Here is a 19,725-nt window from a genome sequence, read left to right as displayed (position 1 = left end):
ACCTGACAAATATTCGTGCTATGATACGAGCAACGACTGCTGTCTTGACGTAGCTTAGCACGCAGATAGCATTGACTGACAGAAGTAAAAGGTTTTGCCGTGACAAAATATGCAGAAATCACGGGTTGGGGAAAATGCCTTCCGCCGGCCGTTATGACAAACGATGATCTTGCCACTTTCCTGGAAACCTCCGATGAATGGATTGTTTCGAGGACCGGTATTTCAGAAAGGCGAGTTAGCCATGTAGGCACGTCGGAGCTGGCTACAGTGGCTGCGCGCAACGCATTGGCTGCGGCTGACTTAGACCCTAATGAAATCGACTTGATCATTGTCGGAACTTGTACCGCAGACGAAATCATTCCGAATGTTGCTTCGGCGGTTCAGCAACGTCTTGGCGCAAAAAATGCGGCGGCGTTTGACTTGAATGCCGCCTGTAGCAGCTTCTTATATGCCATGCATTTCGCGACTCAATCTATAAGAACGGGTGCGCACAGCAAAGTATTGTTAATAGGTGCAGAATGCCTCACGCGTATTTTAGACTGGACGAAGCGCGAAAGCGCCGTGCTGTTTGGCGATGGAGCCGGTGCTATGGTGCTGGAAGCGTCAGACAATGAAGTCGGTTTGTTGGCAAGTCACGTCAGTTGTGACGCCGATGCGCGTGATGTATTGAGTCTTGATTTTGGTCTCAATTTCGATCGTTTCAACTTCGATGGCATTATGCAATTTGACTTTGTGGGTCAGGAAATTTTCAAGCGTGCAGTTAAAGGTATGAGTGCGGCGGTTGAGAACGTTTTTGAACAAACCGGAATGACAACGGAAGACATCGACGCTCTGATACCGCATCAGGCAAATAAGCGGTTAATCGACTTCCTGGGCAAGATGTGTAAAGTGCCGAGTGAGAAAACGGTTATCAATATTCAAAAGTATGGAAACACATCCTCTGCAACACTTCCCATTGCGTTTGCGGAGGCTGCAGATAACGGCATTATTAAGCCCGGCGATAGTATTATGTCGGCGGTGTTCGGTGGTGGGTTAACGTGCGGGGCTGGCCTTATTAAATGGGGGGAACGAGTCACTCCTAAAAAGCCAAACCAAATGGAGCTGCCAGCGGGGGATAAGACAGCGTTGGATATTATCGTGCCAATGCATGAAGCAACCGCTAAGGCTTGGAAAAAGCGCCAACAATAAGGAGGGAAAGGCTAATGTCTGAACAGTCAGTGATAGTAAAAAAAGATAACGGTGTTGTTAGAATTCGCCTGAACCGTCCAGAAAAGAAAAATGCGTTTACTCAAGCAATGTATACTTTATGTGAAGAAGCGCTAAAAGAAGCCGATAGTGACAAATCAATTAATGCAGTTGTGTTTGAGAGTGAAGGCGACAGTTTTTCAGCCGGTAATGACTTAAACGACTTTCTAGCGATAGAAAACCTCGATGAATCAGCACCGCCATTCCGTTTTCTACATACCTTGAATAAGGTGGAAGTACCCGTTGTCGCGGCTGTTAACGGCCTAGCGATCGGTATTGGTACTACCTTGCTACTTCACTGCGATATTGTTATCAGTAGTAATGAAGCGCTTTACGCATTGCCGTTTGTGCAATTGGGACTTCTGCCGGAAGCCGGTTCAAGTTTATTGTTGCCGCAAATTTGTGGTTATCAGAAAGCGGCCGAGTTATTGTTGCTGGGGGATAATTTCGATGCACAAACTGCTTTGGAGCTTGGTTTTGTGAATCATGTTGTTTCTGCCGAGCAGTTGGAAGGCAAAGTAGAAGAGGTGTTGAGTAAACTACGAGCTCAATCTGGCCAGTCTTTGCGGATGTCGAAAAAATTACTTAAACACCCCGTTGAATCAACGGCTGCACGCATAAGCCGTGAAGCTGAATATTTTGCTAAAGCGTTAAGCTCTCCTGAGGCAAAACAAGCGATTGCCCGTAAACTGCAGAAAAAGTAAGCGAAAGACCGTTGTTGGGTTGTTTACCCATGGCAAGTAAGTCATAATGCGCCTGCTTTGAATAAAGCGTCAATGGTGACTCTGCGGGTCCCCCCGCAACGCTAACCAGCGAACCCGGTCAGGCCCGGAAGGGAGCAGCCGTAGTTGGGGATGTGTGTGCCGGGGTGTGGCTGGTAGAGTCGCCACCCAATCCTTCTTATTAAATGCTCTCATCTCTCTTTCTATTTTTCAGAAACTCTAAAGCTTCCGTAATCGCTTTGTGGACCTGCATTTCCATGTCCAGTCGTTTTGACGGCGGAAGGAAAAAAGCCATATCGACCTCGTGGCGAATATAGCGAGGCGGCAGTTGGTTCAGCACCAGACAGCATAAGTCAGCCAGAAACTCTTGCTCGTATTGCTTATCGAGCTCTAGCTCCTCAACTCTATCCGCAACTAATCGCTCATAATAATTGTGAATATCATCGTCAAATTTCATTTTCCGGACTCCTCAGCGCTGTGTCAGGTAGATACTGATCTTCAGTATAGACATAATATGCGGCTCTGAGTAATTGGGCGTGTCCTCGCACCAGTCGCTCCAGGTTCCGTTGATAACCTCCACCAATGACCGCTGCGACAGGAATGCTATTTTGTCGACAAAATGAAAGCACCGTCATGTCACGCTGAAATATGCCGTTTAAACTAATGTGAAAATGGCCTAGCTCATCTTTTGTGTAGATATCCACGCCGGCGTCGTAAAGGATGATATCGGGCTTTACGCGCTTCACAATCAAGGTAAGTGCATTCTGCAACGCCTGAAGGTAACTTTTATCAGTCGTTCCTTTGGGTAACGGAACATCTAAATCTGACAATGATTTTGAGAATGGAAAGTTCTTCTCACCATGAATAGAGCAAGTAAAGACCCGAGGGTCATTTTTGAAGATAGTCGCTGTACCGTCACCCTGATGCACGTCCGTGTCCAGCACAGCGATTTTTAAATTGGGGTGTTGTAAAAGTAACTGATGACAGGCTATAGCCAAGTCGTTAATCAAGCAAAACCCGCTGCCCCAATCTTTATGGGCATGGTGATAGCCTCCCGAAAAATGAACTGCAATGGACGAGTCTAGTGCTATTTGTAAAGCTAAAGCCGTTCCGCCGGCCGATGTTAAAGAACGCGTAAGTAGCTGCTCTGACCAGGGGAAGCCAATTCTTCGCCATTCAGCTTTTTCAAAGCTATTGGCTTTTAGTTTTTCAATGTACGAAGCGCTGTGTGTCTGTTCAACTTGTTCCCAGGTTACTGCTACAGGCGCCTTCCACTGACTTGCGTGTGCTCCCCGGCTTATGGCCCAGTCATGCAATAAACGATATTTTTCAATAGGGTAGCGGTGCCGTTCAGGAAGCGACAGTTGGCTGTATATTGGAGAGTAGATGAAGGGAATATTAACCTTCGTCATAACGCTGAATCTGTCTCTCTAATTGCTCAATTGCCATTTGGCAGCGGTTTAATCGCTTTTGAGCGGCTTGAATTACGTCCTGAAAACCCGTGCTTTGTGCATTTTCAAGGTTTTCAGTTAAGCGGCGCTCATAGTCTCTATAAGTCACTAATTGTTCGTGAAGCTTTTGGTAATGACTGGCCTTTACTTCTCGCTGCTCCTCTCCCATTTCCGGGAGCTTACCTGAACGCAACGCAGTTGCTAACGCTTCTACTTGAGCGCAAAGTTTTTCAGCCACATAACGTTGCGATTCTTTTGATGTTGTTTGTAAGAGTTGACTTAACAAACGCTCTGTCTCTTTAACGTAATCTATAGCGACTGATGAGCGCGTTTGGAACAGTGAAGGACTGAACCATTGCTCCGTGACTTTCTTTGAGTGGCGTCTGTTTTCTTCGTCAATATGCAGAGCTTGCTCGGAAAACTCATTGAGTAATCGTTCAACATGTTGAATTGACGTTAAATCATTTATTGGTCTCATAACCCCATAATAAAAGAATTTTTCTCTTATGACACGGTCAAATCAGAAAAAGAGGTTAAGCCATTACACATAGGCTCAAAAATTACTTGTATAAAAAACGTTGAAATTTATAAGGCAGTGTTGTTCGTGGATCAAAAAGTGATACTATTCAAGACAGGAGTAGTAGCTAAAAAGGGGTATGTTTTACTTCTTTGAGGCTATGAATTGATTTGACGACAGGATGTTGTCTGAAAATCTGGAGATTGTACGAGTCCAGATCCGTGTTCTACAGTATAGAATTGAAACGATAGCTATAGCGCGGTTAACTCAGGTAACTTGGTTGACAGCGTATAGTCATCGTGGGAGTATTCTTGGTTATTGTCACTTTTGTCGACAATAACTATAAACCGTAGAACGAGATCTTTTCGTCATTCAAACAACTGGTGTTTCGCGCCTTAGGCGTTGAAGCGGAAGTTAAGTCAAATTGGTTGGGAACTATGACCAAAGTAATCAAAAGAACCAAACTCGCTGCAACCCTGATGGGTGTGATGGCGTTTGCTGGCACTGGCGTTGCCGCTGCACAGCAAGTCGATGTAGCTAAGCTACAAAACGAAGAGAAAAAGATTCTTAATGCGGCCGCTCAGTCTCAAGAGAAAGTAAACTCTCTGTTTGAGCAAAGCCAGGATCTTCTTATCGAGTATCGCTCAGTCATTGCTGAGTATGAGAACTTGAAAGTATACAATGACCACGTTCAGCGCTTGGTTAATGACCAAGAAGCAACGCTAGCGTCTTTGCAAAAGCAAATTGACGGCATCGAGCGTACTAAGCAGGGCGTCGTTCCTCTTATGTATGAAATGATCGATGCGCTAGAGCAATTTGTGAAATTGGATATTCCAATTCACCGTGAAAAGCGTATGGAACGTGTTGAGCGTCTGCGCGACATCATGGACAGCGCTAACGTTTCAACGTCTGAGCAGTTCCGTCAAATCATTGAAGCGTACCAGACAGAAATGGACTACGGTTCAGGCTTGATCTCTTACCAAGGCAACTTGGAAGTAGACGGCGAGCAAGTGGCTGTTGATTATTTCCACATGGGTCGTGTTGCATTCCTGGCACAGTCTCTCGATTTGAGAAATGCTTGGATTTACAACAACGAAACTGATGAGTGGACTGCTTTGGAAGACGAGTTTATCCGTCCTCTGACCCAAGCGATTCGTATGTCACGTAAGCAAACAGCTTACGATCTGGTGAAACTTCCAGTATTCGCAGCGGAGAGTGCAGAATGAATAAATTAGTAAAATCGTTAATGATTGCAGCAGCAGTCACCCTTTCTGCCGGTACGACTCTCGCTGCACAAGCTCAGGATACATCTGAAGCTAAGAACCTTGACGAGCTGTTACAGCTAGTTGAGAAAAACCGTGTTTCTTCTCGTGAATTAAATGCTGAGCGTGAGCGTGAATTCACAGCAGCGCGTGCTGACAAGCAAGCTATGCTAAACCGTGCTAAGCAACAGCTTGAAGACGAGAAAGCGCGCGGTAAACGTTTACAGAATGAATTTTCTGAAAACGAAGTCGCGTTAGCAAACAAAGAGCAGGAACTTGAGAACGCCAAAGGCACCTTAGGTGAAATGTTCGGTGTTGTTCGTGGTGCAGCAACCGAAACTATCGGTCGCATCGCAACGTCAATTGTTAGTGCTCAGTATCCAGGTCGTGAAGACGTTCTTCAGAGCTTGTCTGAAGCAAAAGAACTTCCGACTCTGGAAGAACTAGAAGAACTATGGCAAGCACTTCTTACTGAAATGGTTCAGTCTGGTAAAGTCGTTAAGTTTGATACTGAAGTGACTTTACTTGACGGTGGTACTGAGCAACGTGAAGTCGTTCGCTTAGGTACTTTTAACCTAATTTCTGGTGACCAATATTTGGTGTATAACGACACGACTGAACAAGTTCAGCCATTAGGTCGTCAACCAGAAGGTGGTGCGACAGGACAAGCACAAGAGTTCTTCAATACTGAAAGTGGTTATGAAGGTGTGTTCCTTGATCCATCTAAAGGTCAGATTCTTGGTCTGTTAACTCAAAAAGCAACGCTTTCTGAGCGCTATCACCAAGGTGGTACAGTTGGTTATGTTATTACCGTTGTACTGATTATTGGCTTATTAATTGCGCTTTATAAGTTAATTACGTTAACTGGGGCGGCAGGCAAAATCCGTTCACAGCTTAAAAATCCTGAAAGCCCTAAAGACAGCAACGCTTTAGGTCGTATCCTGAAAGTGTATCAGGAGAACAAGAGTGCAGATCCTGAAAACTTAGAACTGAAATTGGACGAAGCAATTCTGCGTGAAACTCCGAAGATTGACAGCGGCGTAAACGTTATCAAGATCTTCGCAGCAATCGCACCACTGCTTGGTCTATTAGGTACAGTTGTTGGTATGATTGGTACGTTCCAGTCAATCACACTGTTTGGTACCGGTGATCCGAAGATCATGGCGGGCGATATTTCAATGGCGTTGGTAACAACAGCTATGGGTCTTATCGCGGCTATTCCATTGATTTTGGCTCACAGTATTGTGGCATCTCGCGCTAAGTCTATCGTTCACATTCTGGACGAGCAGGCAGCGGGAATCGTAGCTGCGCACTCGGAGAAGGAGTAACCCATGCTTTACCTGATGGAACTTTGGGAATCTATCAGGGATTTTCTGGCTACCGGTGGCGATGTCCTGTACATCGTCATGGGGGTGCTCTTTCTAATGTGGGTACTGATGATTGAGCGTTATTGGTACCTTACCGGCGCATTCCCTAAGCTTCGCAACGACATTATTGCGAAGTGGGATGCCCGTAAGGACACCACCTCATGGTACGCCCATAGAATCCGTGAAGCATGGATTTCCGAAGCGAACGATAAACTGAATGCTCGTATTCTGTTAATTAAAACTTGTGTTGCCTTATGTCCGCTGGTCGGACTGTTGGGAACCGTAACCGGTATGATTACGGTCTTCGAAATCATGGCAGTACAAGGGACGGGTAACCCTCGTCTAATGGCATCGGGTATTTCGATGGCAACTATCCCAACGATGGCGGGTATGGTTGCAGCTTTATCCGGCATGTTTTTCGCAACTCGACTGGAAAGTAAGGTTCGTCGTGCGAAAGAAGGCCTGGTTGACAGTTTGCCACATCACTAAGAGAGTAAAACTATGGCACGTAATCGTAATCGAGAAGAAGAAGATGCGTCTATCGATATGACGCCGATGCTCGACATCGTCTTCATCATGTTGATCTTCTTTATCGTAACGACTTCATTCGTTAAAGAAGCTGGTATTCAGGTAAATAAACCTGAAGCTAATCAGGCGAACAAGGAGCCTTCAGCAAACATCTTTATCGCAATTCGTGATACAGGTGAAATCTGGATGGATAAACGCCAAGTCGACGTTAAGCGCGTTGCAGCAAACTTAGAACGTATGCTAGCAGAGCAACCAACTGACTTAGTGGTTATTCAGGCCGATAAAGAAGCTGAACATGGTCGCGTCGTTGAAGTTATGGACCAAATTAAGGAAGCGGGTATCGATAAGATATCCATAGCAGCGGAGACTAACTAATATGGTGCGCTTTTTAGTATCTTTACTACTAGGTGCGGCCGTTACGTTTGCTTTGTTTGCTTTCATGGCTTACTTAATCGGTGGGGGGGCGAAAAGTAATGAAGCTCCGCCCCCAACACCGGTCATTGACATCGTAACGTCGCCACCTGAGTCTGACGTGCAAGAGCGTCGGCGTACTCCGCCGCCGCCACCGCCGCCACCTGAGCAGCCGCCAGAGACTCCACAGTCTCAGCCTGATACTTCGGACTCCAGTCTGAATTTGAATATGGGCTTTGATGTGGATGTAGGTGGAGCTGACACCGGTCTATCTGGTCCGGGAGGAGGTTTAAATAGTGACGGTGATGCAACTCCTATCGTTCGCATCGAGCCGCGCTATCCGCCTCAAGCGGCGCGTAATGGCACTGAAGGTTGGGTTCAATTACGGTTCACTATCGATCAACAAGGTGGTGTAACTGACGTTGAAGTCATTGACTCTGAACCTCGTCGAGTATTTGACCGTGAAGCTCGTCGCGCATTGTTGCGCTGGAAGTACAAGCCGAAGGTTGTCGATGGCAAACCGGTTCGTCAACCGGGGATGACTGTCCAGCTCGACTTCACAATGGATGGGAACTAAGAAATGAACTATTTATCAAAAACATTTGTTAGTGCCCTGGCTTTTGTCGCGGCTATGTCGTTGACCATGGTCCAGGCTTCGGCCCAGGACCTTGGTTTCAACATTCCGGATAAAGAGACCGTTGAGGCGCAGAAGAAAGCACGAAAAAACCAGACTGCATCACAAAGTATCGGTCGGGCTATCATGAACGCGTTCGAGGCTTATGAGGAAGATAATATTCCTGAAGCAATAGCAATTTTAGAAGACGAGGAACCTAGCGACTCATACGATAAAGCGTATCTTGCTAGATTCCTGGGAAATCTATATGCCGCTCAGGAGCGTATCGACGAAGCATTAAGCCTGTTAAAGAACGCAGTGGATGAAGATATTCTTGGTTGGAGTGATCAGGCTGCAGCCATGAAGCTGGTCGGTCAGTTAAGTCTTCAAGAAGAAATGTATGACCAGTCTATCGAGTACCTTCGTAAATGGATTCAGTTTACTGGCGAAAAAGATCCAAAAGTCTTCCTGTATATGGCTAATGCCTACTACCAGAAGAAAGAATTCGCTAAAATCATTCCATTTGCTGAAGCCGCTTTAGAGTATGGAGATCCTGATAAAAACGTTTACACGTTAATGATGGCTTCATATTACGAGCGTAAAATGTACTCGGATGCGATAGGCGTACTAGAGGAAGGCTTGAATAAGCTTCCTGAGGTGACTCAATGGTGGCCGCAGTTAGCTCAATTTTATATGCTCGAAGAAAACCTGCCTAAAGCGCTTCAAACTATGGAAGTGGCTTATTTAGCGGGGTACCTGGATAAAGAAAGCCAGTTTAAAATGCTGGTTCAACTTTATGATAACGAAGGTATTCCTTATAAAGCAGCTACCACCATGGAGAAGCATGTGGAAGCAGGCGATATCGAGCAAACGGCTAAGAATTTCGCTACCATAGCGAACAGCTATCACCGTGCGAAAACTCTGGATAAAGCCGTTGAGTGGTACCTTCGTGCAGCAGAAGCTGCAGAAGATGCGGATGACAAAGGTGAGTACTATCGTAAGCGTGGCAATATTATGTTGCTAAACGAACAGTACATTGCAGCAGCAGAACCTTTGAAAAAAGCATTGGATTATTTGGAAGGTCGTGACGAAGGTCGAGTTTATATGTCTTTAGCCGAAGCGTATTTCTACGGTGGTGATTACCGCCAAGCGATGAGATACGTTAATGAAGCGGCTAAATTCGACGGACAACGTCGCAGCGCCCGAAGCTGGAAAGGTTATATTCAATCAACTGCGAAACGCAAAGGCATTGAATTATAATTTAACCTGATAGCGTTAATTATCAGAATAAAACCCGACCTAATCAGGTCGGGTTTTTTATTGGCTGAACTGCTTTTATCAGCGCATAGGATCAAGTATGATCTGCCTCGACTTATTTAGGAGGTAGATGTCATGTCATCAGAGTCGTTCAAAGAGCCTGCCGGGTTCGGTTATTTGTTATTCGCTATTGTATTGTTTGTTATCGCAGGCTGCTTGCCATTAGTACTGCGCTTAATACAAGTGTTATCTGCCTAATAGTCAAGCTGTAAAAGGCTTAAGGTGTAAGTGACAGTTATGTCTATTTCAATGCTTATTGTCGAAGATAAAGATAATACGCTTCGGACAATTCGTAGAATGTTGGAACCTTTGAAGCTCGATATTCAGACGGCTCAAGACGGGTTGGATGGCTTAAGTAAGGCCAAAAAAGACTACTACGATCTTATTCTTATTGATCATAAAATGCCGGTAATGGATGGCCTTTCGCTATTGAAGAACCTGCGAGAGTTGGAAAGCTATCGCAATGCACCATTACTCTTTATGTCCACAGACTCATTAGTCGAAGTTGAGCCAAAAGCGTTGGCTGCTGGTGCGACACAGTGTTTATCAAAGCCACTTGATGCAGAGTATTTAATTGACTCTGTAAATAATTGGTCAGCAAAAGCAGTTGCATAAATAAAGAGCAAAGGTTTATGGAAGCAAGTCTAAAGGAAGTGAGAGATTCAATCGGCGCTATTCCGGATTATCCGAAACCCGGCATTATCTTTCGGGATATTACTCCGTTACTGCAAAATCCAAGTGCGTTCAAAAGCAGCATTGAGGCTTTTAAAAAGCGTTACCAAGGGGAAGGAGTTACCCAAATAGCTGCTATTGAAGCAAGAGGTTTTTTATTTGGTGCCGCACTTGCTTATGCACTGGATTGCGGTGTCACTCTCCTAAGAAAGCCTGGAAAGCTGCCGGGCAAAACGGTCTGTCAAAGCTATGAGTTAGAGTACGGTAGTGATGAGCTTCATATTCACGAAAATGCCTTGTCAGCTGATGATAATGTGTTAATTATTGATGACTTGCTGGCAACTGGTGGTACCGTACTCGCCGCTGAGAAGCTGATTTGTTCAACTGGAGCGTTGGTAAAAGAGGCGGCGTTTGTCGTTTCATTAACTGAGCTTGGCGGTGAGGATAAATTGCGGCAAGCAGGTATTGCATGCTATACCTTGTGTCAATTCTGAAAATTTCAACCTGAGAGCCTTATGAGTTATCAAGTTCTGGCAAGAAAGTGGCGACCGTCCCAGTTTTCTGAGGTGGTTGGGCAACAGCATGTATTGAAACCGTTAGAACATGCACTGCTGAAGCAAAGGCTTCACCATGCTTACCTCTTCTCCGGAACGCGCGGCGTTGGCAAAACCACAATAGCTCGAATTTTGGCTAAGGCTCTGAATTGCGATACGGGAGTGACTTCAACCCCATGTGGCCAATGCTCAGCCTGTCAGGAAATTGATCAGGGACGCTTTGTCGACTTATTAGAAATTGACGCGGCGTCGCGCACAAAAGTCGAAGATACGCGAGAGCTTCTTGATAACGTGCAGTACCGGCCAACGCGCGGGCGATATAAAGTCTACCTTATTGACGAGGTTCACATGTTATCGCGCCATAGCTTCAACGCGTTATTGAAAACGCTCGAAGAACCTCCTGAGCATGTTAAGTTTTTGCTGGCGACAACTGATCCACAAAAGTTGCCGGTAACCGTACTGTCTCGCTGCTTACAATTCAATTTAAAGGCTTTGTCAAAGGAAGACATTGCTGGTCAGCTTAAACATGTTTTACAGCAGGAAGGTATTTCGGCGGATCCGGAATCGCTTTCTTTGCTGGCAAGATCCGCTAATGGCAGTATGCGCGACGCGCTCAGTCTAACCGATCAAGCTATTGCCCAGGGGCATGGTGAAGTGTTGTTAGACAGTGTCCGGCAAATGTTGGGAAATGTACCCACCGCCGATATTGCTGGCTTATTGAATGATGTATTGAATAATGACGCCGTTTCGTTAATGCAGCGCGTTGATAACATGGTCGCTGTGGTTCCTGATTTAAGCTCAGTGCTGGTTGAAATGCAGAGCGTGTTGCATCAATTGGCCTTGATGCAACAACTGCCGGAATCGCAGCAAGCCTTCGATAATGTCGATACGCTTCAACCACTGCTGCGACAAATGCCCGCTGAGTTGATACAAGTATTCTATCGAATTGTGTTGGAAGGGCGCCGAGAGCAGCCGTATGCTGTGGATGCCAAAAGTGGTCTGGAAATGACGTTACTGCGTTTACTGGCGTTTCGTCCCAAAACGGTGAGCTCAAAGGATAACTCCTCCGACGAATCTCTTTTATCTGGAAAGCCTTTAGAAAAGGCGTCGTCAGACCTTACCGCGTCAAATGAACAAAACGAGATGAGCGCGCCGACAACGTCGCAGCCTCCAGTCGAGTCCGGTGCGGCACTAGATGTACAGCACAATAACGAAGTCAATGAAAGCTCCGCGAGCTTTTCACACAATGATGAGCTAGTAGACTCGTACCAACCACATGAAGAGCTAGGCAGTGAACTTTCGGATGTTGATACCTATCGACAACCACCTGAACCAGAGCAGAATGAGCAGACCCTCTCTCAAACTGAGACTCCGGTATCCGGTTTAGATGATTTGCTGCAAATGCGGCAAGATTTAATGCAAAAAAAAAAGCCCGGTGAAGTAGCATCGAAAGGCACTTCTGAAGCGTCAAGCCATCAGGAGTCAACGGCTCAACCTAGAGCCGCAGCGGCAACACCTGAATCAAAGTGGGAATTAAACCGGGTAGAGACTTCTGAACGACCACACGACAATGCTGCGCGCAGTGATACGCCGCAGCCGGTGGTTACCGCAGAGCACAACTACGACTATCCGGAAATTACCGACGATATAAAAGAGGCGGCGGATATTGATCGCTGGAGCGCAATGATAGCGGGCATGGACATTTCTGGCTTGGCGCGACAGGTATTACTGAACTCGGAGTTACAACAAAGTGGCGATGATAATTGGACAATTCTGGTTAACAGTGATCAACAGTCACTACTAAATAGCGCAACCGAGCAGGCTGTAAGGGAGTCTTTGCAAGAAGTTTTGGGACAACATACTAGGGTGTCTTTTTCGATAGGAACGCCGACACAGCCCACGCCACTTATGTTGCAGCAACGTATTAATGAATACAGACATAAGCGCGCTCTAGAACGTTTAGAAAAAGATAATGGCGTGATGGAGTTGAAAAAACGCTTTGGCGCACAAATTGATGAAGAATCGGTGCAAGCGCTTTAACGAATTAAATAAGAGATGAGGAAGTAAACATGTTTAAAGGCGGAATGGGAAATATGATGAAGCAGGCGCAGCAAATGCAAGAGCGCATGCAAAAAGCCCAGGAAGAAATCGCAACGATGGAAGTCACTGGCGAAGCTGGTGCTGGTATGGTAAAAGTCACAATGTTGGGCAACCACAACGTCAAACGCGTGAGCATTGATCCAAGCCTTATGGACGACGACCAGGAAATGCTGGAAGACTTAGTGGCAGCGGCGACGAACGATGCCGTGCGCCGTGTCGAAGAAACCAGTAAAGAACGTATGTCAGAAATTACCGGCGGTATGGGTTTACCTCCGGGCTTTAAAATGCCGTTTTAACGCGGAGCGACAGTAGTGAAGTTAAGCCCGGCTATCGAACAATTGGTGGAAAGCTTGAAGCGTTTACCTGGTGTTGGTCAGAAAACGGCGCAGCGTATGGCGTTTCACTTATTGGAAAGAGATAAACCGGGCGCATCAAACTTGTCTGAAGCCTTAAAGCACGCGGTTGAAACTGTCGGACATTGTGAACGTTGCCGTACATTGACGGAAAACGAGCTTTGCCCTATTTGTCTGGACTCAAGCCGGAGTCAAAGTGGCGTGCTTTGCATCGTTGAAACGCCGGCCGATGTTTTAGCCATCGAGCAAACCTCCCAGTTTAAAGGTCGCTACTTTGTTCTAATGGGTCACTTATCGCCGCTCGATGGTGTTGGCCCATCAGACATTGGCTTAGATAAGCTCGAAGAGCTGCTTCACTCAGACAGTATCGAAGAAATCATACTTGCCACCAACCCTACCGTCGAAGGTGATGCAACCGCTCATTACATCGCGGACATGGCGGATCAACACAAGATTAACACCACTCGCATCGCTCACGGCGTTCCTGTAGGTGGTGAACTGGGCTACGTTGACCAAACCACATTAGGTCACGCGTTTAGCGGCCGAAAACAATTCATTCGCTGACTTGAAAACCGTAGTGTCATCCCCATTTTAAAACGTTAGGTATCACTGTACGTTTTAAACAGTAGGAGAAAACACTATGGCGGAAGCCGGTCAAATGGAAAAACACGGGTTTCAGACAGAAGTAAAACAGCTGCTTCATTTGATGATCCATTCTTTGTATTCCAATAAAGAAATTTTCTTGCGCGAATTGGTTTCCAACGCGTCTGATGCGGCCGATAAGCTGCGCTTTAAAGCGCTGAGTGACAACTCTCTATACGGCGACGACAATGAGCTGTTTGTCCGCATCTCGGTTGATAAGGAAGCTAAGACGGTTACTGTCAGTGACAACGGTATTGGCATGACGCGTGACGATGTTATGAATAACCTGGGTACTATCGCTAAGTCAGGAACTGCAGAGTTCTTTGGCCAGCTTTCCGGTGATCAGGCAAAAGATAGTCAGCTTATTGGTCAGTTTGGTGTCGGTTTCTATTCCGCATTTATTGTTGCAGATGAGGTTACCGTGCGCACTCGCTCAGCGTTAGGTAAAGATACTGCGGGTGTTGAATGGCGTTCGCGTGGTGAAGGTGAGTTTGAAATTGCTGACATTGAAAAGGCACGTCGCGGCACCGATATCATCTTGCACTTGAAAGATGATGCCGAAGAATTCTTAGACGAGTATCGCCTGCGAGGCATTATTAATAAATACTCAGAGCACTTGAGCATTCCAGTGCAAATGTGGAAAGAGCCGGTTGCTGAATCTGAGGACGGTGAAGGCAACAAAATTGAAGCGCAGCCCGGTGAGTGGGAAACTATTAACTCAGGCAAGGCGCTATGGACGCGTGATAAGTCAGAAATTACTGACGACGAATACAAAGAGTTTTACAAAACGGTTGCGCACGACTTTGACGAACCGCTGCTGTGGACGCATAACAAAGTTGAAGGTACCACGGAGTACACAAACTTGCTGTACATTCCGAAAAGGGCTCCATGGGATTTATGGAACCGCGAACAGCAGCATGGCGTAAAGCTTTATGTTAAGCGCGTCTTTATTATGGATGATGCAGAACAATTAATGCCGACTTATCTGCGTTTTGTACGCGGCTTGGTGGACTCGAATGACTTGCCGTTGAATGTGTCTCGTGAAATTCTTCAGGACAACAAAATTACTCGTTCAATGCGTAACGGTAGCACTAAAAAAGTGCTACAAATTCTGAAGAAACTAGCGAAAGACAACAAGGAAGAGTATCAGCAGTTCTGGGACACCTTCGGTAATGTCTTAAAAGAAGGTCCGGCGGAAGACCATAGTAATCGCGAGCGTATTGCGGAGTTATTACGTTTTGCGTCGACCCATAATGACAGTGCTGTTCAGTCAGTCAGTCTTGATGACTACATTGAGCGCATGAAGGATGGTCAGGATAAGATCTTCTACATTGTGGCGGACAGCTATGAAGCGGCGAAAAATAATCCCGCATTGGAAATATTCCGCAAGAAAGGTATAGAAGTTCTGTTGCTCTCCGATCGTATTGATGAATGGCTCATGAGCCACTTAACCGAGTTTAAGGAAAAGCAGTTACAGTCGGTAACTCGAGGCGATTTGGATCTTGGTGAGCTCGACGACGAACAAGATAAGGCCGAGCAGGAAAAAGCCGAAGAAGCCTTCAAAGAGAGTCTTGAGCGCTTTGAGAAAGCGTTGGGTGATAAAGTGAAAAAGGTTCGCGTAACGCACCGCTTAACGGACTCTCCAGCGTGTATCATCACCGACGAGCATGATATGAGCACGCAAATGGCGAAGTTGATGGAAGCGGCAGGTCAGGCGGTGCCCGAAACCAAGTACATTTTTGAGGTGAACCCTGAGCACGCTTTGGTTCAGAGAATGTTGGAAAAAGACGATGAAACCTTCAAAGAGTGGGCTGATGTATTACTCGATCAAGCCACACTTGCAGAGCGTGGAAATCTGAAAGATCCAGCTTCATTTGTGACGAAACTGAATAAGTTAATGCTTAACGCATAAGCCTTCTGCTGCGGTCATACCATTGGCCGCAGCACTTCTCTGTGCTTGTAATACCTTGCCTGTCAGGGTAAAGTTCGGGGCAGACTTTTGAATCACGCAAAGAGGTTTCTTATGCGCATTATTTTATTGGGCGCTCCGGGGGCAGGTAAAGGCACCCAGGCTCAGTTCCTGATGAACACATTTGGTATTCCTCAAATTTCGACAGGTGACATGTTGCGTTCAGCAATTAAGTCGGGCTCGGAGTTAGGAAAAAAGGCCAAGCAGGTAATGGATGCCGGTCAGCTTGTTTCTGATGACATCATCATTGAACTGGTGAAAGAGCGTATCGCTGAGCCAGACTGCCAAAACGGCTTTTTGTTAGATGGTTTCCCTCGCACGATTCCGCAAGCTGATGCAATGCGTGATAACGGCATTGAGATCGACTACGTATTAGAATTTGATGTGCCGGATGAAGTGATCGTTGAGCGCATGAGTGGACGTCGCGTGCACCCTGGTTCAGGTCGTGTTTATCACGTTGAGCATAACCCGCCAAAAGAAGAAGGCAAGGACGATGAAACTGGCGAAGAGCTGGTTATTCGCCCGGATGACCAAGAACAAACGGTCCGTAAACGCCTGTCAGTATACCATGAGCAAACTGAACCACTGGTTGAGTATTACCAGAAATTGTCGGAAGAAGGCAAAACTGAGTATTACAAAATCGATGGCACACAGCCGGTTGAAAAAGTTAGCGACCAGCTTGGTGAGCTACTGAAAAAATAAACACAAAGGCTCACTTGGTGGGCCTTTTTTGAATAAAGGGGCGACACAATGGATATTCGCATCACCGGTTTTTACGCTGGCTTACTTGCAGTACTTTATTTAATTTTGGCTGTGCGAATTGTTCGCTTACGCTGGAAGTATCGCGTTGGTATTGGTACCGGTGGAGAAGACGAGCTGAAAGTGGCAGTACGGGTCCATGGTAACTTTATTGAGTATGTCCCGTTTATTCTTATTTTGCTTGGTATGGTTGAAGCTAATGGGACTTCAACGGAGCTAGTTCACGGAATTGGTATTGCTACGCTCATTGCCCGTATAAGCCATGCTATCGGTTTAACTAAGACAATAGGGCCAAGCATCTTTCGCACTATTGGTGTTCTGGGTACCTTCGCCGTTCTGTTATTCAGTGCGGGAATTTGTGTCGGTCAGTTCATTGGCTTTAGCTTGCTGTAGAGAAACAAAATGTCAGAGTTAGGTTCTGGAGTGTATGTTTTTGGTGAGAAGCACAACCCACCGGTATTGTTGCTTCACAGCTCTCAAAGCGCGAGTTCTCAGTGGCGAGACTTAATTCAAAGGCTTAGCCCAACTCGTTTTGTTATTGCCGTTGACTTACTCGGTTATGGGAAAGCACCACAGCCTGAAGCTGTGGCGAACTTTCGCTTGGCAGACGAGATACCCCGGGTCGTTGAGGCTGTTTCGGCGTTAAAAATAGATACTGCAATTGATGTGATTGGTCACTCTTACGGTGGTGCCTTGGCGTTGAAACTGGCCTTGGAGCAACCTTTTACCATCGCAAAAGTAGCCGTGTACGAACCCGTTGCATTCCATGTGTTAACCGATGACTCCCCCGGAATGATTGAAATACAGGAAATCAGTCAGGCGATGCATGGGAAAGATGCTGAAGAGTGTACCCGCACCTTTGTCGATTACTGGAACAGTCCTGGCTATTTCGACGCCTTGCCGTCCAAAATACAGACGTTGATGGTGAAGCAGGCAGCCAAGGTGGCATTGGATTTTGATGCGCTGCTTAACGAGCCTAAGCGCCTGAACGATTATGCCGGTCTTGAGCAGCCTGTGTTGATGGTTCAGGGCGAGCATACTCGTCGTAGTGCTAAGGCAGTGGCTGATGCACTCTCGACGGTTATTAGCCAGCTGAAGCGTGAATCCATTGCCGCAGGACACATGGGGCCTCTGACACATCCGGCAGAGGTGAATGAGAAGTTAGTACAATACATCAACAGCTAACGCTACACGTGCAATACAGCCTAAATTAGCGAGACACTCCAACTGTGAAACCCTGGCAAGACAATAAAAGCGAAGTAATCAAACTGGCTCGACTCACTGGCCCAATACTTATCGCACAACTCACACAGATGTTGATGAGCGTTGTTGATACGGTAATGGCCGGTCGAAAAAGTGCAATTGATCTTGCGGCGGTATCCGTTGGCGGCAGTATTTTTGTACCCGCGACACTATTAGTTTTCGGTCTTGCTTTGGCGCTTGCCCCCATTATTTCTCATTTTGACGGCTCCGGTGGTCATCGAAAAATGGCGAATATGCTGCAGCAGGGGTTTTATGCTTGTGCCATAGTCGGAGCTATTACCCTAGTAGGGATGTCTTCAGCACCTTGGCTGCTCGACTTAATGGAAGTAGAGGATAAGTTCCGTCAAGTTACGCTGGACTACTTGTTCTATATTGCCTGGGGTATTCCCGGCTTTGTTATTTATGCCGTTCTGAGAAACTTCTGTGAGGGCATGTCGAACACCATGCCGTCACTGATTATTGGCTTCATCGGACTTATCATCAATATTCCGGCGAACTATATTTTCGTCTATGGCGAATTTGGCATGCCGGCACTTGGCGGCGCCGGTTGTGGTGTGGCAACCGCATTAGTGCTCTGGGGGATGGCAATTTCGATGGCCATTTATACATTCGGCGCCAAGCGCTATAAAGAATTAAAGTTATTGCGTCGCTGGTACAAGCCGAGTTGGGATGACGTGACTTATGTCATTCGTCTGGGTTTTCCCATTTCAATGTCGCTGTTTTTTGAGGTGAGCTTATTTGCCGCGGTTGCGCTATTAATTGCTCCGTTAGGTCCTACTGTGGTCTCCGCCCACCAAATAGCCTTAAACATAAGTTCACTGGTTTATATGGTCCCGCTCAGTATTTCTATGGCGGTGACTTTGCGTGTTGGTTTTGCACTAGGTGCCGGAAACCCGGATAACGCAATGCGAAACTTCAGAATTGCCCTATGGTTTGGCGGCGTCTTTGCAGCCGTTAACGGTCTTATTATGTACTTAGGTGGCAGCTTTCTGGCTAGCTTGTACACACCCAACACAGAAGTCATTAACTTAGCAGCGACCTTGATGGGGTTAGCTGCTATTTTCACCTTGTCTGACACGTTCCAGGTGGTGGCAATGGGCACTCTCAGGGGCTACAAAGATACGACACTGCCAATGGTCTTGGCGTTCATATCGTACTGGCCTTTCGGTTTAACCGTGGGGTATATACTCGGACGAACCGACTTAGTGGTGCCGGCAATGGGAGCTGCCGGTTTTTGGATAGGCTTTATTAGTGGCCTGAGTGTGGCGGCCGTTTTATTGTCTGTCAGGCTGAAAAAAGTTTCAAAAGCCTATAAGCGCCGCCACTTTCAAGAGCAACTGAACAACGCATAATTAGCTATCAGCTAATTATGGCGTTGTTTAAGCACCTTAAGCACATCGTTCATTGACAAGTCGCTGGCACTGAGTACCACCAATAAGTGATACAGCAGGTCGGCGCTTTCATTAAGCAGTTCGTCTTTGTCGTTGGTTGCTGCTGCCAGCGCCACTTCGACGCCTTCTTCGCCAACCTTCTGAGCGCAGCGTTTAATGCCTTTCTGGAAGAGGCTGGCAGTGTAGCTTTCACCGGCATCGGCGCCTTTTCTTGAATTAATAACCCCTTCTAAGTGGTGTAAAAAAGACCCTGACGTCTCAGCGAAACAGCTTTGAGTGCCCAAATGACAGGTTGGCCCGTTAGGCATTGCTTTAACTAGCAGTGCGTCACTGTCGCAGTCGGTATGAATTTCTTCCAACTCAAGAACGTGGCCGGAGCTTTCACCCTTAGTCCATAAACGCGCTTTGCTGCGGCTGTAAAAAGTGACCTGACCTGACACTAATGTCTTTTCAAGTGCCTTGTCGTTCATGTAACCCAGCATCAGGACCTCGCCGGTCAGAACGTGCTGGACAACACAGGGAAGCAGGTTGTCCATTTTTGCCCAGTCAAGGCTGTTTAAATTTTGCTTGTCGACTCTCACTGTCACTC

General features: G+C 46.6%; 23 protein-coding genes and 1 other RNA gene. 20 read left to right on the top strand and 4 right to left on the bottom strand.

What is annotated here, in order from left to right:
- Positions 1–99: 99 nt before the first annotated feature.
- From EST55_RS10565 to ffs, 3 genes are all read left to right on the top strand, one after another.
- A complete protein-coding gene (locus tag EST55_RS10565) occupies positions 100–1,188 on the top strand; it encodes a ketoacyl-ACP synthase III (protein ID WP_088767735.1) in 1,089 nt (362 codons plus the stop codon).
- A gap of 14 nt (positions 1,189–1,202) precedes the next feature.
- Entirely contained in the window at positions 1,203–1,949 is a 747-nt protein-coding gene (locus EST55_RS10560; RefSeq protein WP_129497419.1) for an enoyl-CoA hydratase, read from the top strand.
- Positions 1,950–2,031: 82 nt separating this feature from the next.
- Positions 2,032–2,128: signal recognition particle sRNA small type (ffs, locus tag EST55_RS10555), an RNA gene on the top strand.
- A gap of 20 nt (positions 2,129–2,148) precedes the next feature.
- Here ffs and EST55_RS10550 read toward each other — a convergent pair.
- Genes EST55_RS10550 through priC form a run of 3 tightly spaced genes read right to left on the bottom strand, consistent with a single transcriptional unit; the run spans position 2,149 to position 3,896 of the window.
- Entirely contained in the window at positions 2,149–2,424 is a 276-nt protein-coding gene (locus tag EST55_RS10550; RefSeq protein WP_088767737.1) for a late competence development ComFB family protein, read from the bottom strand.
- Positions 2,414–3,379: a histone deacetylase gene (locus EST55_RS10545; protein WP_129497418.1), complete on the bottom strand. Its 966-nt coding sequence runs from the start codon at positions 3,377–3,379 to the stop codon at positions 2,414–2,416. Before EST55_RS10545 ends, EST55_RS10550 begins: the two co-directional genes overlap by 11 nt.
- Positions 3,366–3,896: a primosomal replication protein PriC gene (priC, locus tag EST55_RS10540; RefSeq protein ID WP_129497417.1), complete on the bottom strand. Its 531-nt coding sequence runs from the start codon at positions 3,894–3,896 to the stop codon at positions 3,366–3,368. The genes EST55_RS10545 and priC overlap by 14 nt, the downstream gene beginning before the upstream one ends.
- A gap of 476 nt (positions 3,897–4,372) precedes the next feature.
- Here priC and EST55_RS10535 point away from each other — a divergent pair, with 476 nt between their 5' ends.
- From EST55_RS10535 to EST55_RS10460, 17 genes are all read left to right on the top strand, one after another.
- On the top strand, positions 4,373–5,161 hold the full coding sequence (locus EST55_RS10535) for a DUF3450 domain-containing protein (protein ID WP_205702588.1): 789 nt from the start codon (positions 4,373–4,375) through the stop codon (positions 5,159–5,161).
- The gene (locus tag EST55_RS10530; protein WP_129497415.1) at positions 5,158–6,525 is read left to right on the top strand and encodes a MotA/TolQ/ExbB proton channel family protein; all 1,368 of its coding nucleotides are present in this window, start codon (positions 5,158–5,160) and stop codon (positions 6,523–6,525) included. Before EST55_RS10535 ends, EST55_RS10530 begins: the two co-directional genes overlap by 4 nt.
- Before the next feature lie 3 nt (positions 6,526–6,528).
- Positions 6,529–7,053 (top strand): MotA/TolQ/ExbB proton channel family protein, encoded by a 525-nt coding sequence (locus EST55_RS10525; protein ID WP_088767742.1) that lies wholly within the window; start codon positions 6,529–6,531, stop codon positions 7,051–7,053.
- Between the two features lie 12 nt (positions 7,054–7,065).
- The gene (locus tag EST55_RS10520) at positions 7,066–7,467 is read left to right on the top strand and encodes a biopolymer transporter ExbD (RefSeq protein WP_053952599.1); all 402 of its coding nucleotides are present in this window, start codon (positions 7,066–7,068) and stop codon (positions 7,465–7,467) included.
- A 1-nt stretch (position 7,468) separates the two neighbouring features.
- Positions 7,469–8,080, top strand: a complete 612-nt coding sequence (locus tag EST55_RS10515) for an energy transducer TonB (RefSeq protein ID WP_100691699.1) — start codon at positions 7,469–7,471, stop codon at positions 8,078–8,080.
- A 3-nt stretch (positions 8,081–8,083) separates the two neighbouring features.
- Positions 8,084–9,376 (top strand): hypothetical protein, encoded by a 1,293-nt coding sequence (locus EST55_RS10510; RefSeq protein WP_129497414.1) that lies wholly within the window; start codon positions 8,084–8,086, stop codon positions 9,374–9,376.
- Positions 9,377–9,508: 132 nt separating this feature from the next.
- Positions 9,509–9,631 (top strand): hypothetical protein, encoded by a 123-nt coding sequence (locus EST55_RS12410; protein WP_268762555.1) that lies wholly within the window; start codon positions 9,509–9,511, stop codon positions 9,629–9,631.
- Between the two features lie 39 nt (positions 9,632–9,670).
- Positions 9,671–10,048: a response regulator gene (locus tag EST55_RS10505; protein ID WP_129497413.1), complete on the top strand. Its 378-nt coding sequence runs from the start codon at positions 9,671–9,673 to the stop codon at positions 10,046–10,048.
- A 17-nt stretch (positions 10,049–10,065) separates the two neighbouring features.
- Complete coding sequence (locus EST55_RS10500; RefSeq protein ID WP_129497412.1) at positions 10,066–10,599, top strand: adenine phosphoribosyltransferase; 534 nt, start codon at positions 10,066–10,068, stop codon at positions 10,597–10,599.
- Positions 10,600–10,620: 21 nt separating this feature from the next.
- Positions 10,621–12,699 (top strand): DNA polymerase III subunit gamma/tau, encoded by a 2,079-nt coding sequence (dnaX, locus tag EST55_RS10495; RefSeq protein WP_129497411.1) that lies wholly within the window; start codon positions 10,621–10,623, stop codon positions 12,697–12,699.
- 29 nt (positions 12,700–12,728) lie between these two features.
- The gene (locus tag EST55_RS10490; protein ID WP_088767747.1) at positions 12,729–13,055 is read left to right on the top strand and encodes a YbaB/EbfC family nucleoid-associated protein; all 327 of its coding nucleotides are present in this window, start codon (positions 12,729–12,731) and stop codon (positions 13,053–13,055) included.
- Between the two features lie 15 nt (positions 13,056–13,070).
- Positions 13,071–13,676 carry a recombination mediator RecR gene (recR, locus tag EST55_RS10485; RefSeq protein ID WP_129497410.1) on the top strand — a complete coding sequence of 202 codons (606 nt, stop codon included), beginning with the start codon at positions 13,071–13,073 and terminating at the stop codon, positions 13,674–13,676.
- Between the two features lie 76 nt (positions 13,677–13,752).
- A complete protein-coding gene (htpG, locus tag EST55_RS10480; RefSeq protein ID WP_129497409.1) occupies positions 13,753–15,666 on the top strand; it encodes a molecular chaperone HtpG in 1,914 nt (637 codons plus the stop codon).
- Positions 15,667–15,777: 111 nt separating this feature from the next.
- Positions 15,778–16,425 carry an adenylate kinase gene (gene adk, locus EST55_RS10475; RefSeq protein ID WP_100691706.1) on the top strand — a complete coding sequence of 216 codons (648 nt, stop codon included), beginning with the start codon at positions 15,778–15,780 and terminating at the stop codon, positions 16,423–16,425.
- Between the two features lie 48 nt (positions 16,426–16,473).
- Complete coding sequence (locus tag EST55_RS10470; protein WP_053952589.1) at positions 16,474–16,875, top strand: MAPEG family protein; 402 nt, start codon at positions 16,474–16,476, stop codon at positions 16,873–16,875.
- A gap of 9 nt (positions 16,876–16,884) precedes the next feature.
- Positions 16,885–17,667, top strand: coding sequence for an alpha/beta hydrolase (locus tag EST55_RS10465; RefSeq protein WP_129497408.1), 783 nt, complete (start codon positions 16,885–16,887; stop codon positions 17,665–17,667).
- Between the two features lie 44 nt (positions 17,668–17,711).
- Complete coding sequence (locus EST55_RS10460) at positions 17,712–19,097, top strand: MATE family efflux transporter (RefSeq protein ID WP_129497407.1); 1,386 nt, start codon at positions 17,712–17,714, stop codon at positions 19,095–19,097.
- Between the two features lie 11 nt (positions 19,098–19,108).
- Here EST55_RS10460 and hisIE read toward each other — a convergent pair whose 3' ends face one another.
- On the bottom strand, positions 19,109–19,717 hold the full coding sequence (gene hisIE / locus EST55_RS10455; RefSeq protein WP_129497406.1) for a bifunctional phosphoribosyl-AMP cyclohydrolase/phosphoribosyl-ATP diphosphatase HisIE: 609 nt from the start codon (positions 19,715–19,717) through the stop codon (positions 19,109–19,111).
- Positions 19,718–19,725 lie beyond the last annotated feature (8 nt).

Source organism: Idiomarina sp. 29L (assembly GCF_004123135.1).
Taxonomy (GTDB): domain Bacteria; phylum Pseudomonadota; class Gammaproteobacteria; order Enterobacterales; family Alteromonadaceae; genus Idiomarina.
This window is presented reverse-complemented; position numbering and strand designations above follow the sequence as displayed.

Coding starts and splice junctions, on each gene's coding strand:
- EST55_RS10525 (WP_088767742.1), top strand. CDS start 6,529: ATGCTTTACCTGATGGAACTTTGGGAATCTATCAGGGATTTTCTGGCT.
- priC (WP_129497417.1), bottom strand. CDS start 3,896: ATGAGACCAATAAATGATTTAACGTCAATTCAACATGTTGAACGATTA.
- EST55_RS10520 (WP_053952599.1), top strand. CDS start 7,066: ATGGCACGTAATCGTAATCGAGAAGAAGAAGATGCGTCTATCGATATG.
- dnaX (WP_129497411.1), top strand. CDS start 10,621: ATGAGTTATCAAGTTCTGGCAAGAAAGTGGCGACCGTCCCAGTTTTCT.
- EST55_RS10510 (WP_129497414.1), top strand. CDS start 8,084: ATGAACTATTTATCAAAAACATTTGTTAGTGCCCTGGCTTTTGTCGCG.
- EST55_RS10490 (WP_088767747.1), top strand. CDS start 12,729: ATGTTTAAAGGCGGAATGGGAAATATGATGAAGCAGGCGCAGCAAATG.
- EST55_RS10500 (WP_129497412.1), top strand. CDS start 10,066: ATGGAAGCAAGTCTAAAGGAAGTGAGAGATTCAATCGGCGCTATTCCG.
- EST55_RS10560 (WP_129497419.1), top strand. CDS start 1,203: ATGTCTGAACAGTCAGTGATAGTAAAAAAAGATAACGGTGTTGTTAGA.
- EST55_RS10550 (WP_088767737.1), bottom strand. CDS start 2,424: ATGAAATTTGACGATGATATTCACAATTATTATGAGCGATTAGTTGCG.
- EST55_RS10505 (WP_129497413.1), top strand. CDS start 9,671: ATGTCTATTTCAATGCTTATTGTCGAAGATAAAGATAATACGCTTCGG.
- EST55_RS10535 (WP_205702588.1), top strand. CDS start 4,373: ATGACCAAAGTAATCAAAAGAACCAAACTCGCTGCAACCCTGATGGGT.
- EST55_RS12410 (WP_268762555.1), top strand. CDS start 9,509: ATGTCATCAGAGTCGTTCAAAGAGCCTGCCGGGTTCGGTTATTTGTTA.
- EST55_RS10470 (WP_053952589.1), top strand. CDS start 16,474: ATGGATATTCGCATCACCGGTTTTTACGCTGGCTTACTTGCAGTACTT.
- htpG (WP_129497409.1), top strand. CDS start 13,753: ATGGCGGAAGCCGGTCAAATGGAAAAACACGGGTTTCAGACAGAAGTA.
- EST55_RS10530 (WP_129497415.1), top strand. CDS start 5,158: ATGAATAAATTAGTAAAATCGTTAATGATTGCAGCAGCAGTCACCCTT.
- adk (WP_100691706.1), top strand. CDS start 15,778: ATGCGCATTATTTTATTGGGCGCTCCGGGGGCAGGTAAAGGCACCCAG.
- EST55_RS10515 (WP_100691699.1), top strand. CDS start 7,469: ATGGTGCGCTTTTTAGTATCTTTACTACTAGGTGCGGCCGTTACGTTT.
- EST55_RS10545 (WP_129497418.1), bottom strand. CDS start 3,379: ATGACGAAGGTTAATATTCCCTTCATCTACTCTCCAATATACAGCCAA.
- EST55_RS10465 (WP_129497408.1), top strand. CDS start 16,885: ATGTCAGAGTTAGGTTCTGGAGTGTATGTTTTTGGTGAGAAGCACAAC.